Source organism: Streptomyces sp. SAI-135, assembly GCF_029893805.1.
Classification (GTDB): Bacteria; Actinomycetota; Actinomycetes; order Streptomycetales; family Streptomycetaceae; genus Streptomyces.
The window spans coordinates 1939379-1953287 of the sequence record NZ_JARXYP010000002.1 but is presented as its reverse complement, the minus strand read 5'-3'; the positions used below and the strand labels follow the sequence as shown (position 1 = coordinate 1953287).

At 71.2% G+C, this 13909-nt stretch carries 14 protein-coding genes; 7 read left to right on the top strand and 7 right to left on the bottom strand.

The window, feature by feature from the left end:
- Window positions 1-23: 23 nt before the first annotated feature.
- From argC to M2163_RS13260, 5 genes are read left to right on the top strand one after another with little or no spacing between them, the layout of a single operon-like run.
- Complete coding sequence (gene argC / locus M2163_RS13280; protein WP_280894052.1) at window positions 24-1052, top strand: N-acetyl-gamma-glutamyl-phosphate reductase; 1029 nt, start codon at window positions 24-26, stop codon at window positions 1050-1052.
- Window positions 1049-2200 carry a bifunctional glutamate N-acetyltransferase/amino-acid acetyltransferase ArgJ gene (argJ, locus tag M2163_RS13275; protein WP_280852581.1) on the top strand — a complete coding sequence of 384 codons (1152 nt, stop codon included), beginning with the start codon at window positions 1049-1051 and terminating at the stop codon, window positions 2198-2200. The genes argC and argJ overlap by 4 nt, the downstream gene beginning before the upstream one ends.
- Window positions 2197-3105, top strand: coding sequence for an acetylglutamate kinase (gene argB / locus M2163_RS13270; protein ID WP_280852582.1), 909 nt, complete (start codon window positions 2197-2199; stop codon window positions 3103-3105). Before argJ ends, argB begins: the two co-directional genes overlap by 4 nt.
- Window positions 3102-4289, top strand: a complete 1188-nt coding sequence (locus tag M2163_RS13265) for an acetylornithine transaminase (RefSeq protein ID WP_280894051.1) — start codon at window positions 3102-3104, stop codon at window positions 4287-4289. The genes argB and M2163_RS13265 overlap by 4 nt, the downstream gene beginning before the upstream one ends.
- 19 nt (window positions 4290-4308) lie before the next feature.
- Complete coding sequence (locus M2163_RS13260; RefSeq protein ID WP_020138005.1) at window positions 4309-4854, top strand: arginine repressor; 546 nt, start codon at window positions 4309-4311, stop codon at window positions 4852-4854.
- Window positions 4855-4949: 95 nt separating this feature from the next.
- Here the strand turns inward: M2163_RS13260 and M2163_RS13255 are convergent, their stop codons facing one another.
- The 5 genes from M2163_RS13255 to M2163_RS13235 all read right to left on the bottom strand — a co-directional run bounded on the left by M2163_RS13255 (window position 4950) and on the right by M2163_RS13235 (window position 9853).
- Window positions 4950-5750: an FAD:protein FMN transferase gene (locus M2163_RS13255; protein ID WP_280852584.1), complete on the bottom strand. Its 801-nt coding sequence runs from the start codon at window positions 5748-5750 to the stop codon at window positions 4950-4952.
- Window positions 5743-6534 (bottom strand): FMN-binding protein, encoded by a 792-nt coding sequence (locus tag M2163_RS13250; protein ID WP_280852585.1) that lies wholly within the window; start codon window positions 6532-6534, stop codon window positions 5743-5745. Before M2163_RS13250 ends, M2163_RS13255 begins: the two co-directional genes overlap by 8 nt.
- A 28-nt stretch (window positions 6535-6562) precedes the next feature.
- On the bottom strand, window positions 6563-7945 hold the full coding sequence (locus M2163_RS13245; protein WP_280852586.1) for a ferredoxin reductase family protein: 1383 nt from the start codon (window positions 7943-7945) through the stop codon (window positions 6563-6565).
- A gap of 77 nt (window positions 7946-8022) precedes the next feature.
- A complete protein-coding gene (locus M2163_RS13240) occupies window positions 8023-8481 on the bottom strand; it encodes an FMN-binding protein (RefSeq protein ID WP_280852587.1) in 459 nt (152 codons plus the stop codon).
- A gap of 19 nt (window positions 8482-8500) precedes the next feature.
- Window positions 8501-9853, bottom strand: a complete 1353-nt coding sequence (locus M2163_RS13235) for a ferredoxin reductase family protein (RefSeq protein WP_280852588.1) — start codon at window positions 9851-9853, stop codon at window positions 8501-8503.
- Window positions 9854-10001: 148 nt separating this feature from the next.
- Here M2163_RS13235 and M2163_RS13230 point away from each other — a divergent pair, with 148 nt between their 5' ends.
- Window positions 10002-10742, top strand: coding sequence for a response regulator transcription factor (locus M2163_RS13230; RefSeq protein ID WP_280894050.1), 741 nt, complete (start codon window positions 10002-10004; stop codon window positions 10740-10742).
- Window positions 10739-12184: a HAMP domain-containing sensor histidine kinase gene (locus M2163_RS13225; RefSeq protein WP_280852590.1), complete on the top strand. Its 1446-nt coding sequence runs from the start codon at window positions 10739-10741 to the stop codon at window positions 12182-12184. The genes M2163_RS13230 and M2163_RS13225 overlap by 4 nt, the downstream gene beginning before the upstream one ends.
- 1 nt (window position 12185) lies before the next feature.
- Here the strand turns inward: M2163_RS13225 and M2163_RS13220 are convergent, their stop codons facing one another.
- Both M2163_RS13220 and M2163_RS13215 read right to left on the bottom strand, forming a co-directional pair.
- Window positions 12186-12773 carry a pyridoxamine 5'-phosphate oxidase family protein gene (locus tag M2163_RS13220; RefSeq protein WP_280852591.1) on the bottom strand — a complete coding sequence of 196 codons (588 nt, stop codon included), beginning with the start codon at window positions 12771-12773 and terminating at the stop codon, window positions 12186-12188.
- A 122-nt stretch (window positions 12774-12895) separates the two neighbouring features.
- Window positions 12896-13771, bottom strand: a complete 876-nt coding sequence (locus tag M2163_RS13215) for a hypothetical protein (protein ID WP_280894049.1) — start codon at window positions 13769-13771, stop codon at window positions 12896-12898.
- Window positions 13772-13909: the final 138 nt, after the last annotated feature.

Below are 13909 nucleotides of genomic sequence, written 5' to 3'. Positions count from 1 at the left end.
ATGCCATCCAGGAGGAGGATGACATGGCGGTACGGGCGGCAGTGGCCGGAGCGAGCGGATACGCGGGCGGTGAGGTCCTGCGCCTGCTCCTCGCGCACCCCGAAGTCGAGGTCGGCGCGCTGACCGGCAACTCCAACGCCGGGCAGCAGCTCGGCGCGCTCCAGCCCCACCTGCTGCCGCTGGCCGACCGGGTGCTCCAGGAGACCACGGCAGACGTCCTCGCCGGACACGACGTCGTCTTCCTCGCCCTGCCCCACGGACAGTCCGCCGCCGTGGCCGAACAGCTCGGCCCGGACGTCCTCGTCGTCGACATGGGCGCCGACTTCCGGCTGAGGGACGCGGCCGACTGGGAGCGGTTCTACGGCTCCCCGCACGCCGGCACCTGGCCCTACGGCCTTCCCGAACTGCCGGGCGCCCGCGCCGCGCTGGAGGGGTCCAAGCGCATCGCGGTCCCTGGCTGCTACCCGACCGCCGTCACGCTCGCCCTCTTCCCGGCGTACGCCGCCGGGCTCGCCGAGCCCGAGGCGGTGATCGTCGCCGCCTCCGGCACCTCCGGCGCGGGCAAGGCGCCCAAGCCCAACCTGCTGGGCAGCGAGGTCATGGGCTCCATGTCGCCGTACGGCGTGGGCGGCGGGCACCGGCACACGCCCGAGATGATCCAGAACCTCAGCGGGGTGGCCGGTTCCCAGGTGAGCGTCTCCTTCACGCCGACCCTCGCGCCGATGCCCCGCGGCATCCTCGCCACGTGCAGCGCCTCCGTGAAGCCCGGCGTCACCGCGGAGTCCGTCCGCGCCGCCTACGAGAAGGCCTTCGCCGACGAGCCCTTCGTGCACCTGCTGCCCGAGGGCCGGTGGCCCGCCACGGCGTCCGTCCACGGTTCGAACGGCGTTCAGGTGCAGGTCGCCCTCGACGAGTCCGCGGGCCGCATCATCGCGATCAGCGCCATCGACAACCTGACCAAGGGCACCGCCGGCGGTGCCGTCCAGAGCATGAACATCGCCCTCGGCCTCCCCGAGGAGCTCGGTCTTTCCACGATCGGAGTCGCACCGTGAGCGTCACGGCAGCCAAGGGATTCCAGGCGGCGGGCATCGCCGCCGGAATCAAGGAGAACGGCAACCCGGACCTGGCCCTCGTGGTCAACACCGGGCCCCGCCGCGCCGCCGCCGGCGTCTTCACCTCCAACCGTGTGAAGGCCGCGCCCGTGCTGTGGTCCGAGCAGGTCCTCAAGACCGGTGAGCTGACGGCCGTCGTCCTCAACTCCGGGGGCGCCAACGCCTGTACGGGTCCGAAGGGCTTCCAGGACACCCACGCCACCGCCGAGAAGGTCGCCGAGGTGCTGGAGATCGGCGCGGGCGAGGTCGCCGTCGCCTCGACCGGACTCATCGGGGTCCTGCTCCCGATGGACAAGCTGCTGGCGGGGGTCGAGACGGCGGCCGCGTCCCTGAACGAGCACGGCGGTGAGAAGGCCGCCATCGCCATCAAGACCACCGACACCGTCCACAAGACGTCCGTCGTCACCAAGGACGGCTGGACGGTGGGCGGTATGGCGAAGGGGGCGGGCATGCTCGCCCCCGGCCTCGCCACCATGCTGGTCGTCCTCACCACCGACGCCGACCTGCCGAGTGACGTACTGGACAAGGCACTTCGGGCCGCGACCCGGACCACCTTCGACCGCGTCGACTCCGACGGCTGCATGTCCACCAACGACACCGTGCTGCTGCTCGCCTCCGGCGCCTCCGAAGTCACCCCGGCCCACGAGGAGTTCGCGGAAGCCGTACGGCAGGTCTGCGACGACCTCGGCCAGCAGCTCATCCGGGACGCCGAGGGTGCCAGCAAGGACATCAAGGTCGAGGTGATCAACGCGGCCTCCGAGGACGACGCCGTCGAGGTGGGCCGCTCCATCGCCCGCAACAACCTCCTCAAGTGCGCCATCCACGGCGAGGACCCCAACTGGGGCCGCGTGCTCTCCGCGATCGGCACCACCCGGGCCGCCTTCGAGCCGGACCAGCTGAACGTCGCCATCAACGGCGTCTGGGTCTGCAAGAACGGCGGAGTCGGCGAGGACCGCGACAAGGTCGACATGCGCTACCGCGAGGTGCACATCGTCGCCGACCTCGCCGCCGGATCCGAGACCGCCACGATCTGGACCAACGACCTCACCGCCGACTACGTCCACGAGAACAGCGCCTACTCGTCATGAGCACCACGCGTAAGCACACCGCGCTCCCCAAGGCCCAGATCCTCATCGAGGCGCTGCCCTGGCTGGTCCGGCACAACGGCAAGACCGTCGTCATCAAGTTCGGCGGCAACGCCATGATCGACGAGGACCTCAAGGCCGCCTTCGCCCAGGACGTCGTCTTCCTGCACCACGCCGGGCTCAAGCCGGTCGTCGTGCACGGCGGCGGTCCGCAGATCAGCGCCGCCCTCGACAAGCACGGCATCGTCAGCGAGTTCAAGGCCGGCCTGCGCGTCACCACCGAGGACGCCATGGACGTCGTACGGATGGTGCTGGCCGGGCAGGTGCAGCGCGAGCTGGTCAACCTGCTCAACGAACACGGGCCGCTCGCCGTCGGGCTGACCGGCGAGGACGCGCACACCATCACCGCCACCAAGCACCAGCCCGAGATCGACGGAGAGTTGGTCGACATCGGGCGGGTGGGCGAGATCACCGCGATCGACACGGGCGCGATCGAGGCACTGCTCGCCGACGGCCGGATCCCGGTCGTCTCGTCGATCGCCCGGAGCCAGGACGACGGACATGTCTACAACGTCAATGCTGATACGGCGGCTGCGGCACTCGCTGCTGCTCTGGACGCCGAAACCCTCATGGTCCTCACGGACGTCGAGGGTCTCTACGAGGACTGGCCGCACAGCGACGAGGTGATCAGCCGCCTCACGGCCTCCCAACTGGAGAAGCTGCTGCCGGAGTTGAGCTCCGGCATGGTCCCGAAGATGGAGGGCTGCCTGCACGCCGTGCGCAACGGCGTGCACACCGCCCGGGTCATCGACGGACGGGTCCAGCACTCGATCCTGCTGGAGATCTTCACCGACGAAGGAATCGGCACGATGGTCGTGCCGGACGCGCAAGAGGGGGATGCCGTATGACCGGCAATCAGGAGCTCGCCCAGCGCTGGCAGGGCTCGCTCATGAACAACTACGGCACCCCGCGGCTGCCCCTCGTCCGCGGCGAGGGCCTCAAGGTCTGGGACAGCGAGGGCAGGCAGTACCTCGACTTCGTCGGCGGGATCGCCACCAACGCGCTCGGCCACGCCCACCCCGCGATCGTCGAGGCCGTGACCCGGCAGATCGCCTCCCTCGGCCACATCTCCAACTTCTTCATGGCGGAGCCGACCGTCGCCCTCGCCGAGCGGCTGCTCCAGCTCTTCGGCCGGGACGGCAAGGTCTTCTTCTGCAACTCCGGCGCGGAGTCGGTCGAGGCGGCCTTCAAGATCGGCCGGCTGACCGGGCGCACCCACATGGTCGCCACCGAGGGCGGCTTCCACGGCCGGACCATGGGTGCCCTCGCGCTCACCGGCCAGCCCGCCAAGCAGACTCCGTTCCTGCCGCTGCCGGCCGACGTGACGCATGTGCCGTACGGCGACGCGCAGGCCCTGGCCGCCGCGGTCACCGAGGAGACCGCGCTGGTCGTCATCGAGCCGATCCAGGGCGAGAACGGTGTCGTGGTGCCCCCGTCCGGCTATCTCAAGGCGGCCCGGGCGATCACGGCGGCCAAGGGCGCGCTGCTGGTCCTCGACGAGGTGCAGACCGGCATCGGCCGTACCGGGCACTGGTTCGAGTACCAGGCCCACGAGGGCGTGCTGCCGGACGTGGTCACCCTCGCCAAGCAGCTCGGCGGCGGACTGCCGCTCGGCGCGACCGTCGCCTTCGGGCGGGCCGCGGACCTGCTCCAGCCGGGCCAGCACGGGACGACCTTCGGCGGGAACCCGGTCGCGTGCGCCGCGGGACTCGCCGTTCTCGACACCATCGAGAACGAGGGGTTGCTGGAGAACGTCAAGCGGCAGAGCGAGAGGTTGCGGGACGGAATCGAGTCACTGGGACACCCGCTGGTCGCCCGTGTCCGGGGTGCGGGACTCCTCCTGGGTATCGTGCTCACCGAGCCGCTCGCACCGCAGGTGCAGAAGGCGGCTCAGGACGCCGGTCTCCTGGTGAACGCGCCCGCACCCGATGTCGTACGGCTGATGCCGCCGCTGAACCTCGGCGACGACGAAGTGGACGCGCTTGTCCAGGCCTTCCCCGGCATCCTTGGTGCCGCCGAGGGAGACGGATGATCCGGAGAATGAGACGACGATGAGCCATGCGCAGGAACACGAGCACAACGGGGGCGCGGGGCCCGCGGTGCCGCAGACGCGTACCGCGCGCCACCGCCGGATCGTGGACATCCTCAACCGGCAACCGGTGCGGTCGCAGAGCCAGTTGGCGAAGCTGCTGTCCGACGACGGGCTGAGTGTCACGCAGGCGACCCTCTCCCGGGACCTGGACGAGCTGAACGCGGTGAAGATCCGCAACACCGACGGCGACCTGATCTACGCGGTGCCGAGTGAGGGGGGTTTCCGGACCCCCCGTGCTCCGCTGGGGGAGTCGGCGAAGGAGGAGCGGATGCGGCGGCTCTCCCAGGAGCTGCTGATCTCCGCGGAGGCTTCGGCGAACCTTGTGGTCCTGCGTACGCCTCCGGGTGCGGCTCAGTTCCTTGCGTCGGCGATTGACCAGGCTGAGCTGCATGACATCTTGGGCACGATCGCCGGTGACGACACGTTGATGCTGATCAGCCGGAACCCTACCGGGGGACAGGCGCTCGCTGAGCATTTGTTGCGGTTGGCTCAGAACGGGCATTGACGGTTGTTCGTCGGGCGCGGGTGAGTGGGGGCTTGTCGCGCCCACGCGGCGGAGCCGCATATCGACACAGCCCCGCGCCCCTCAAGACAAAAGACTCACCCGAGCCTCGCTGCCAAGCCCCCCGTGATCAGCACCTCTTCGCCCGCCGTGATCAGCAGGGCCTCCACATCCGGCAGCGCCTCCAGCCAGGCCAGGCCCTCCCGCGAACCCATCGCGAAGGCTGCCGTGGCCCAGCAGTCCGCCCAGGTGATGGTCGGGGCCACCACCGTCACCGACAGCAGATCCGTGACCGCCGAGCGGCCCGTGCGGGGATCGACGATGTGGGCGCCGCGTTCGGCCGTGCCGGACGTCGCCACCGCCAGCTCCGCCGCGCCCGCCGCCGACACCACGGCCGCCAGACCGCCCGGGCGGAGTGGGTCCGAGACGCCTACGCGCCAGGGGCGTTCGGGGCCCGGTACGCCCAACAGCTGGACGTCCCCGCCGCCGTTGACGCTCACTCCCGTCGCGCCCGACTCGGCCACCCGGCGGGCCGCGCGTTCCACCGCCCAGCCCTTGACGATGCCGGTCGGGTCGAGGCGGCCCTCGTAGCGCAGGCTGAACCAGCCTTCGCTCAACCGCTCGGCCTCGGCGCCGAGTTCGAGGACCTCGGCGACCTCGGGATCGCAGTCGCCGAGCGTCAGCTCACCGCGGGCCAGGCGGGAGACCTGGCTGTCGTCGCGGTAGGTGCTGAACACCTCGTCCACGCGGTGCAGCCCCGCCACCGCCTCCCGCAGTGCCGCCTGTACGGCAAGGGGTTCCCCGCCACGGACGTCGAAGGAGAAGACCGTCCCCATGACCTCCTCCGCGTGACGTACCGCGGCGGGAGCTTGTGCCGACTCGGCCACCGTGTCAGCCACCGGCCTGGTCCAGCGCGGACTGGAGCGACTTCTTGTAGCCCTCGCTGGTGTAGGTGGCACCGGAGACCGAGTCGATGTCCGCGCTGCCGGCCGCCACGGCCTCCTGGTTGAGCTTGGGGATGGACAGCGCCGTCTTCTGGTCGCTCGTCCCGCCCTTCGGCGCCTGCACGGCCTCGGCCTTGGTGATCTTGCCGCCGCTGACCGTGATCCGGACCTGGACCGGGCCGTACTGGGTCTGGGAGACGGCTCCGGTGACCGTCTTCGCGGCCGCCGCCCCACCACCGTCGGCGGGCTGGGAGGGCTGGGCCGAGGGCTGCGCCTGGGAGGCCGCCTCGTTCGCCTTGTCGATCGCCGACTGGAGCGACTTCTTGTAGCCCTCGCTGGTGTAGGTCGCTCCCGACACCGTGTCGATCTGCGCGCTCTGCTTGGCGACCACGTCCTGGCTGAGCTTCGGCACGGACAGGGCGGTCTTCTGGTCGCTCTCGCCGCCCTTGGGTGCCTGGACCGCCTCGGCCTTGGTGATCTTGTTGCCGCTGACCGTGATCCGGACCTGGACAGGACCGTACTGCGTCTGGACCACGTCCCCGGTGACCGCGCCGCCGGCGGCCGCCCCGGTGCCGCCCTGGGCCGACTCCTGCGCCGCCGCCGTCTGCTGCGGGATCGTTCCGCCCGCCTGGGCGGACGCCGGGTCCGAGGACGGCTTCAGCGACAGCATCAGCACGACACCGGAGACGGTGGCGGCGGTCGCGAGCACGACTCGACGGACGGGGTGACTCTTCCTCATCGCTTCAACAGCTCCTGAATTCCCGTCGTCACATCTCGAACGACTCGTGATGGATGCGGCGGGCGGGCACACCCGCGCCGCGCAGTGCTTCGTACACGGACTGCGCGAAACCGGCCGGCCCGCACATGAACACGTCGTGCTTGTCGATGTCGGGGAGCTTGCGCTGGAGGGACTCGGCGGAGATGTCCGGGCGCTCCCCGTCCGGACTGTTCACCGCGTACATCAGCCGGGCGCCGCGCTCGTCCGCGATGGTGGCGAGCTCGTCCCACAGGGCCAGGTCCTGGGTGGTGTTGGCCCGGTACAGCAGGGTGATGTCACCCGCCGCGCCCGGCAGCGTCTCGAACAGGGCCCGCATCGGCGTGATGCCGACACCGCCGGCCACCAGCAGCACCTTGCCGCGACTGCGGCGCTGGGCGGTCAGGGCGCCGTACGGCCCCTCGGCCCACACCTTGGTGCCGGGCTCCAGCTCGCGCAGCCGCTCGCTGTGGTCGCCGATCGCCTTCACCGTGATCCGCAGCATGCCCGGTCGGGGCGCCGCGGACAGCGAGTACGGGTGGGAGCTGAACCGCATGCCCGGCGCGAGGAACCGCCAGCGGAAGAACTGGCCCGCCTCCGCGCCCATCCGGTGCAGCTTGCGCCCGCCGATCAGCACCGACACCACGCCCGGCGTCTCCTCGACGACCGCCTCGACGTACATCCGGTGGCGCAGGTTCAGCCGGATCGGCGTGAGGATCCGGTACCAGACGACCAGCGCCGTGACCGAGCCGTACAGCGCGTACCAGACGGTCTTGGCGACCGGCTCGACCGCGAAGTCGTTGCCGGTGGTCAGCTGGTGCCAGAACGTCAGGAAGACCGCCGCGTAGGTCAGCAGGTGCACGTGGTACCAGGTGTCGTACGGGATCCGCCTGCGTACTCCGCCGATCGAGATCAGCCCGATGAGGAACAGCAGGCCGGTGCCGATGGCCGCCTTGCCCATGTCGGGGAGCTGGTTGATGGAGTCCGTCGTCTGCTGGACGATGTCGCCGAGCCCCTTGCCTGCCTGCAGGGCGTAACCCCACATGATCAGGAAGACGTGGGCGACGACCAGGCAGAGCGTGTAGCGGCCGGTCATCGCGTGCCAGCGGGCGACCCGGTCGGAGCCCACCCGGCGTTCCAGCGCGGGCACCCGGGCCATCTGGAGCACCACGAGCGCCATCAGGTAGCCGGCCAGCAGACCGGTGATCCGGCCCGCGTTGAGGATCTTGCTGTTGTCGTCCGCCACGGCCGGGGTGTTGTGCCACCACAGCCACAACACCCCGGCCGCGCCCGCCCATACGGCGATCAGCAGGACGGTCGCCGGGGAACGGCGCGGGCGGATGCGGCGCATCGTCTGACGGCGGGCGGCGCGGCCGCTGGCGAGCGTGGTGGTCACGTTTCCTCCGGGGACGGGGGCAAGGGGGGTGGGCGTGGTCCCTTGGTCCTTGGATACGTGCCGTGACGCCGGTGTGTTCAGCCGCCCGCGGAGTCCAGTGCGGACTGGAGTGACTGGCGGTAACCGTCACTTGTGTAGGTGGCCCCGGAGACCGTGTCGATGTCCGCGCTCTGGGTCTGGAGGGCCTCGCTGCGCAACCGGGGGATCGCATAGCTGTTGATCTCCTGGTCCCGGGGGTTCCCGGTCGGGTAGGTGACCGCCGTGACCTCGGTGAGCCTGCCGTCCTTGATGGTGACGCGGACCTGGACCGGACCCCAGCGGGTCTGGATCGTGTCGCCGGTGACGGTCTTCGTGCCGGTGGTGGCGGATCCGGTGCCGCCTGAGGCACTCGCGCTGCCGGAGGGCGCCGGCAGCACCAGGGCGGTCTGCGGTGCCGCGTGCGGTTTCAGGGACAGCAGCATCACCATCCCGGAGACGGTCGCGGCGCTCGCCAGGACGATCCGGCGCAGTGGGCGGTTCTTCTTCAGGGCGTGCACTTCTACGGCCTCACAGGTCTCAGAGCTCGAAGGACTCGTGGTGGATCCGGCGGTCCGGGACCCCGGCGGCCCGCAGTTCCTCGTACAGGTCCCGGGCGAAGCCGTGCGGGCCGCAGATGTAGACGTCGTGACCCGCGAGGTCCGGGACGGCCGACCGCAGGGAGCGAGCGGTCAGGTCCGGGCGGCGGCCGTCCGGTCCGTTGAGCGCGTACAGCACCTTCGCGCCGCGCCAGCGGGCCAGGGCCTCCAGCTCACCCCCGAGGGCGAGATCCTCGGCGGTGCGGGCCCGGTAGAGGAGGGTGACCTCGCCCGGGAGGGTCTCGAACAGGGCCCGCATCGGTGTGATGCCGACGCCGGCCGCGACGAGCAGGGACTTCGGCGAGGACTGCCGGTCCGCGGTCAGCGAGCCGTACGGCCCCTCCGCCCACACCCGGGTGCCCGGCCGCAGCAGCGCGACGGCCGTACTGTGGTCGCCCAGCGCCTTGACGGTGATCCGCATGCGGTCGCGGCGGGGCGGCGCCGAGAGGGAGTACGGCGTCGAGGTCCAGCCCATGCCCTCCCCGAGGAACCGCCAGCGGAAGAACTGCCCCGCCTGCGCGCCCAGTTCGTCCAGCCGCCGGCCGCGCACCACGACCGACCACACGCCCGGCGCCTCCCGGTGCACCGACTCCACCCGCAGCCGGTGCCGCAGGTTCAGCCGCACCGGGGCGAGGATCCGGAACCACAGCACCAGGGCGGCGACGCCGAGATAGAGCGCGTACCAGGCCGCCGTCGCCGCCGTGTTTCCGTTGAAGTCGTTGCCGAGGGCCAGTTGGTGGCCGAAGGAGAGGAACACGGCCGCGTAGGTCAGGAGGTGGACGTAGTACCAGAACTCGTGGCTGGTGCGGCGGCGCACCGCTCGCGCCGAGGTGAGACCGACGGCGAGGAGGATCACCGTACCGGCGGTGGCCTTGAGCATCTCCGGGTAGTCGAGGACCACCGTGAGCGTCTCGTGCCAGAGCGAGGCACCGTCCTGGGCCGCGTACCCGGCGAGGATGAGCCCGATGTGGGCGAGCAGCAGACTGACGGTGTAGCGGCCGGCCATCGCGTGCCAGCGCGCGACCCGGTCCGAGCCGATCCGCCGCTCCAGCAGCGGGACCCGCGCCATCAGACCCACCAGCACCGCGCAGGCGTACCCGCACAGCAGCCCGGCGATCCGCCCGGCCCCGGTCAGCCACCCGGCCGCGCCGACCACGGACCCCGTGTCCGACCACCACAGGGCGAGCACGGCCGCCGCCCCGGCCCACAGCAGGGCCAGCACGACACCCGCGGGGGATCGTCGTGCGGGCGGCGCCACGGCCGGTGCGGCCCGCCGCTCGTACACGGTGGTCATGGGGGTGTCCTTTCGCCGTCCTGGCCACCACTGTGCGAAAGGAACCTCTCAGGAACCTCTGAACGGGCACCCGCAGAGCGCACTCAGAGGAAACTCAGAGCATCCGGCGGTGTCCGCCGCCCGCGCCGGGGGTGATCCTGGAGAGGACATGAACACCGCACGCTCCGGCCGCCCCGCCCTCACCCGCCCCGACGGCACCCCGCTGCGCGTCCTCGTCGTCGACGACGACCCGGACCTCGCCGAGGTCCTGTCCGGCGCCCTGCGCTACGAGGGCTGGCAGGTCCGCACGGCCGGCGACGGCGCCTCGGCGGTGACGGCCGCCCGGGAACTGCTCCCCGACGCCGTGGTCCTGGACGTGATGCTCCCCGACACCGACGGCTTCGCCGTGCTGCGCGCCCTGCACACCGTGAAGTCCGACGTCTGCGTGCTCTTCCTGACCGCCCGGGACGCCGTCGAGGACCGCATCAAGGGCATCACGGCGGGCGGCGACGACTACGTCACCAAGCCCTTCAGCCTGGAGGAGGTCGTCGCCCGGCTGCGCGGACTGCTGCGCCGCGCGGGCATGGCCCGGCAGCTCGACGAGGGCCCCCGGCTGACCGTCGGTGACCTGGTCATGGACGAGGAGGCCCGCGAGGTCACCCGCGGCGGCGAGCTGATCGAGCTGTCCCCGACCGAGTTCGAGCTGCTGCGCTTCCTCATGCGCAACCCCCGCCGCGTGCTCAGCAAGGCGCAGATCCTCGACCGGGTGTGGTCCTACGACTTCGGCGGCCGTGCCCATGTCGTCGAGCTGTACATCTCCTACCTGCGCAAGAAGGTGGACGCGGGCCGGGAGCCGATGATCCACACCGTGCGCGGGGCGGGATACGTGATCAAGCCGGTGACGCCGTGAGGGACCTCAGGCCGCACACCCTGCGGGCCCGGCTCACCCTGGGCCTGGTGGTGCTGCTGGCGGTGAGCTGCGCCGCGGTCGGCGTCGCCGCGGTCCTCGGACTGAAGGGCTTCCTCATCAGCCGTCTCGACGAACAGCTCACCGAGGCGGGCAACAGGTTCGCGGTCAGCCTGGAGCACAAGGACGAGCCGCAGAAGGACGACCACGACGGCGACGAGCGCGCCGACACCCGCCGCCAGGCCACGGGTACGTTCGGCGCCCGGCTGGTGGACGGCACCGTCACCAACGCGGCCGTCGTCCGCTCCAGCGGCACCCTGAAGGTCGACCTGAGCAGCGGCGACCGGAAGCGGCTCGCGGAGATCGTGCCCGACGGCCGCGGCCACAGCGTCGACCTGTCCGCCCTCGCCGACTACCGGGTGATCGCCACCCGGGGGCTGGACGGCGACGTCCTGATCACCGGGATGCCCCTGGAGTCCGTCGAGGCCACCGTCCACCGCCTGGAACTGGTCGCCGGGATCGTCTTCGGCGCCGCCCTCACCGCCGCCGGAGTCGCGGGCGCCCTGTGGGTGCGCTGGTCCCTGCGCCCGCTCAGCCGGGTCGCCGCGACCGCCACCCGGGTCAGCGAACTCCCGCTCGCCAGCGGGGAGGTGGCCCTGCCGCCGCGCGCCCCCGAGTCCGACCCGCGCAGCGAGGTGGGACAGGTGGCCGGCGCCTTCAACCGCATGCTCGGCCATGTCGAGGACGCCCTCACCAAACGCCACGCCAGTGAGGAACGGCTGCGCAGCTTCGCCGCCGACGCCAGCCACGAACTGCGCACTCCGGTCGCCTCGGTACGCGGCCACGCCGAACTCGCCCTGCTGCACCCCGGCCCGCTGCCGCCCGAGATCACCCGGGCCCTGGAACGCATCGCCGCCGAGTCGACCCGTATGGGGGCCATGGTCGACGACCTCCTCCTGCTGGCCCGCCTGGACGCGGGGCGCCCCCTGGAGACCGCCCCCGTCGACCTCACCCGCCTGGTCCTGGACGCCCTCACGGACGCGCGGGCCACGGGCTCCGGCCACCGCTGGGAACTGGACCTCCCCGAGGACCCGGTCACCGTGTCCGGCGACGAACACCGTCTCCACCAGGTCCTGGCCAACCTGCTGTCCAACGCCCGGCTGCACACCCCGGCCGGCACCAAGGTGACGGTGACCCTGGAGCGGGACGGCACCGCGGCCGTGCTCAGGGTCCACGACGACGGCCCCGGCATCCCCGAGGAGATCCAGCCCGGCGTCTTCGAACGCTTCACCCGCGCCGACCGCAGCACCAAGGCGGAGACCGGCGGCGCGGGCCTCGGCCTGTCGATCGTGGCGGCGGTGGTGGAGGCGCACGGGGGAAGCGTGGCGGTGGACAGCCGGCCGGGCTCGACGACCTTCACCGTCCGGATCGGCGGCAGGGAGTGAGTCAGACCGCCGACGGCGGCAGCGGCAACGGCACCCCGGGCAGACCGTCCAGGCTCGTGGCGATGTGCTCCTTCTTGGCGAAGTACGCGCTGAGCGACTCGTCGTCCTCGCGCGAGAACCGCTTGGCGTGCAGCTCGCGGTCGCTCTCGTACGACATGTACGGCACCGCGTAACCGCAGGAGTCGCGGACCAGTTCGGCCGTCACGACGATGATCGCCCGCAGGCCGTGCGCGCTCGGGTCGATGTCCGGGAAGCGGGCGAGCAGTTCCCCGAAGCGCGGGTCGTCCCGGAAGACCGGCTCACCGCGCCCGTGCACCCGGACGATGTTCGGCGGCCCCTGGAAGGCGCACCACATGAGAGTGATCCGGCCGTTCTCCCGCAGATGCGCCACCGTCTCCGCGTTGGATCCGGCGAAGTCGAGGTAGGCCAGGGTGAGTTCGTCGAGAATCGCGAAGGAGCCGCGCAGGCCCTTGGGGGAGAGGTTGACCGTACCGTCCCCGGAGAGAGGAGCGGTCGCGGTGAAGAAGAGGGGCTGCGCCTCGATGAAGGAGCGGAGCCGGCCGTCTATGCGCTCATAGGTCTTTCCCATGTCTAAGCATTATGGGCGAAAAACCTTTCGACTGTCTAAGGAATTCGGGCATCCACTTGCGCGGACATGCCCGTGGCCGCCCCGGCCGGCGCTCACACGGGGCGGCCACAGCGCCTGTCACGTCACTTGGTGAGCGTGCAGGCGGCCAGGGAGTCGAGGCCCTGCGGCTTGGCGGCGGTGCGGCCGATCGAGATGGCGATGCGGTCGATGGTCGACTTCCGCTTGTCGGCCAGCGGGCCGAGGATGGCGTTGTTGACGAAGTTGGGTCCGCCCTGGCCGACGGTGTCGACGAGCCGCTTGTTGGCCTCGTTGATCTGGGTCTGGAGGAGGGTGAGGTTGCGGGTGACCTCGGCCTGCGCGGTGGCCGGGATCGCGGGCAGCTTCGAGGCCACGTCCGGGCAGGTGATCGTGCCGGCGGCGGTCGCGGCGTTGCCTCCGGCGTTGGCGTTGCCCCCGGCGTTCCCGTTGTTGTTGCCCGCGTTGCCGTTCGCGTTGCCGTTCCCGTTGGCGTTGCCGCCCGCGTTGCCGTTGTTGGTGCCGCCCGCGCCGGCGCCGTTCAGCGTGCACGGCGCGAGCGCGTCCAGGCCGGTCGGCTTGGCCGCCGTACGGCCGATGGCCGTGGCGATGCGGTTGACCGTGGCCACGCGCTTGTCCTTCAGCGGGCCGAGGATGGCGTTGTTGACGAAGTTGGGTCCGCCCTGGCCGACGGTGTCGACGAGCCGCTTGTTGGCCTCGTTGATCTGGGTCTGGAGGAGGGTGAGGTTGCGGGTGACCTCGGCCTGTGCGGTGGCCGGGATCGCGGGCAGCTTCGAGGCGACGTCCGGGCAGGTGATGCTGCCGGGGGCTGCGAGGGTGCGGGCGGTGGCGTTGCCGCTGCTCTTGGAGGTCTCCCCGGCGAGGGCGGTACCGGCGACGATCGCCCCGGTGAGTGCCACGGCGGCGGCGCCGCCGATGATCGCCACGCGGCGCTTGTTGTACTTCGGAAGAGCCCTGGACATGCGGATGCCTCACTCGGGGTCGGGAAGTGGTCTGCGTTGACAAACGCGGCGCCTGCGTTCGGCGTGGAATACGGGCAAGCGGTTTCTCGTGTTCAAAGGGACCGCAAATTCTCTGCCGCTCCGGTTCCTGGGGACACC

What these genes read in the sequence shown, in the direction of transcription:
- argC (WP_280894052.1), top strand. Translation starts at nt 24, where the DNA reads ATGGCGGTACGGGCGGCAGTGGCCGGAGCGAGCGGATACGCGGGCGGT.
- argB (WP_280852582.1), top strand. Translation starts at nt 2,197, where the DNA reads ATGAGCACCACGCGTAAGCACACCGCGCTCCCCAAGGCCCAGATCCTC.
- M2163_RS13265 (WP_280894051.1), top strand. Translation starts at nt 3,102, where the DNA reads ATGACCGGCAATCAGGAGCTCGCCCAGCGCTGGCAGGGCTCGCTCATG.
- M2163_RS13260 (WP_020138005.1), top strand. Translation starts at nt 4,309, where the DNA reads ATGAGCCATGCGCAGGAACACGAGCACAACGGGGGCGCGGGGCCCGCG.
- M2163_RS13250 (WP_280852585.1), bottom strand. Translation starts at nt 6,534, where the DNA reads ATGAGGAAGAGTCACCCCGTCCGTCGAGTCGTGCTCGCGACCGCCGCC.
- M2163_RS13235 (WP_280852588.1), bottom strand. Translation starts at nt 9,853, where the DNA reads ATGACCACCGTGTACGAGCGGCGGGCCGCACCGGCCGTGGCGCCGCCC.
- M2163_RS13230 (WP_280894050.1), top strand. Translation starts at nt 10,002, where the DNA reads ATGAACACCGCACGCTCCGGCCGCCCCGCCCTCACCCGCCCCGACGGC.
- M2163_RS13220 (WP_280852591.1), bottom strand. Translation starts at nt 12,773, where the DNA reads ATGGGAAAGACCTATGAGCGCATAGACGGCCGGCTCCGCTCCTTCATC.
- M2163_RS13215 (WP_280894049.1), bottom strand. Translation starts at nt 13,771, where the DNA reads ATGTCCAGGGCTCTTCCGAAGTACAACAAGCGCCGCGTGGCGATCATC.